Annotated in this window: 1 pseudogene; it reads right to left on the bottom strand. The window is 76.2% G+C overall.

Annotated features, from left to right (window positions below):
* Nucleotides 1–738 precede the first annotated feature (738 nt).
* A pseudogene (locus tag ACZ6NC_RS32680) lies at nt 739–1,233 on the bottom strand (hypothetical protein); the annotation flags it as partial.

Consider the following 1,233-nt stretch of genomic DNA (forward strand, 5'->3'; position numbering starts at 1 on the left):
CCTGGTGGCAGAGAAAACCACCACACCACCCCCCCCCATCCCCCCCCCCCCCCCCCCCCCCCCCCGGGTTCTCCCCCCCGTGGTCCCTTCCCCCCCCCCCCCCCCCGCGCGGCCGGAGCCTGCGTGCGGCGGCCCACCGGCCGGCACCGGCCGAGGCCAGGGCGGCGGTGTCGGCGATCTCCCGGGCTCGCTCGCGGGCGAGTCGGAGGGGTGGAGCGCGAGCGCCCGCTCCAGGGCCCGGACAGCGAAAGGATTCTGCCGGTCCGTCGGTTCGATCACGCCATTCCTCCCGCGGGGCGGGGTGCGGGGCGGTGCCCAGGCGGCGCTTGGCCTCCAGAGCGGCGGTGTGGAGGCGTTCGGCCTCGGTGGCGAGAGCTCGCGTCGGGCATCGGTCAGGGCGAAGGTACGCCGGACCGCCGGAGCCGTCCGTCGACGACCTCCTCGCGGTCGACCCGGATCAGGCCGGCGTGCTGGAGGCGGTCGAGGGTGCCGTAGAGCGTGCCGGGGGCGGAGGCTGACCCGGCCGCCGGAGATCTCGGCGACCTCGGCGATCAGGGCATAGCCGTGGCGCGGGGCGTCGGCGAGGGCGGTGAGCAGAAGCGTCGTCGGCTCCTGCAGAGCACGATGATCCGTGCCGTCGTCATGGTACGGCTGACGGCATGTACCGCCGGCCGTACCATCGGGGATCTGCGGAACCACGCCTTGTTGTGACGATCCGTCGGGTCCACGGCGGCGGGCTCAGAGCGCCAGCCACCCGCCTGCCACGTACCAGTGGCCGCCCGTGCGCAGGTGGTCGACCAGGATGCGCTGGAGAAGGGTGTCGCGCGGCAGCGCATCCAGCGGACGGTCGGCGTCGCCGAACACATGGCGGAGCGGATTGTCGTCCTCGGGTTCGCCGAGCCGGCACAGCGGCGCGAACCGCCGCTGGAACCGGAGGATGTTGGAGTCGGCGGGCAGGTAGCGGCCGAGCTGAGGGTCCAGCAGCCAGGAGAAGACGCACACCACCGGGTACGGCTCGGTCGGGAAGTGCCGGGCGAAGAAGCCGCGGGCCCGGGCGAGCGCGCGGTCGCAGGCCCCGGGAGTGAGCGGCCCGCAGTGGGCGGGGATGTGCAGTTCGAGGCACCAGGGGCCGAAGGCCTCGGTCGCGGGGGGGGGGGGGGGGGGGGGGGGGGGGGGGTTGGGGTGGGGGGGGGGGGGGGGGGGGGGGGGGGGGGGGGGGGGGGGGGGGGGGGG

It is taken from the genome of Kitasatospora sp. NPDC041988, from assembly GCF_055588525.1.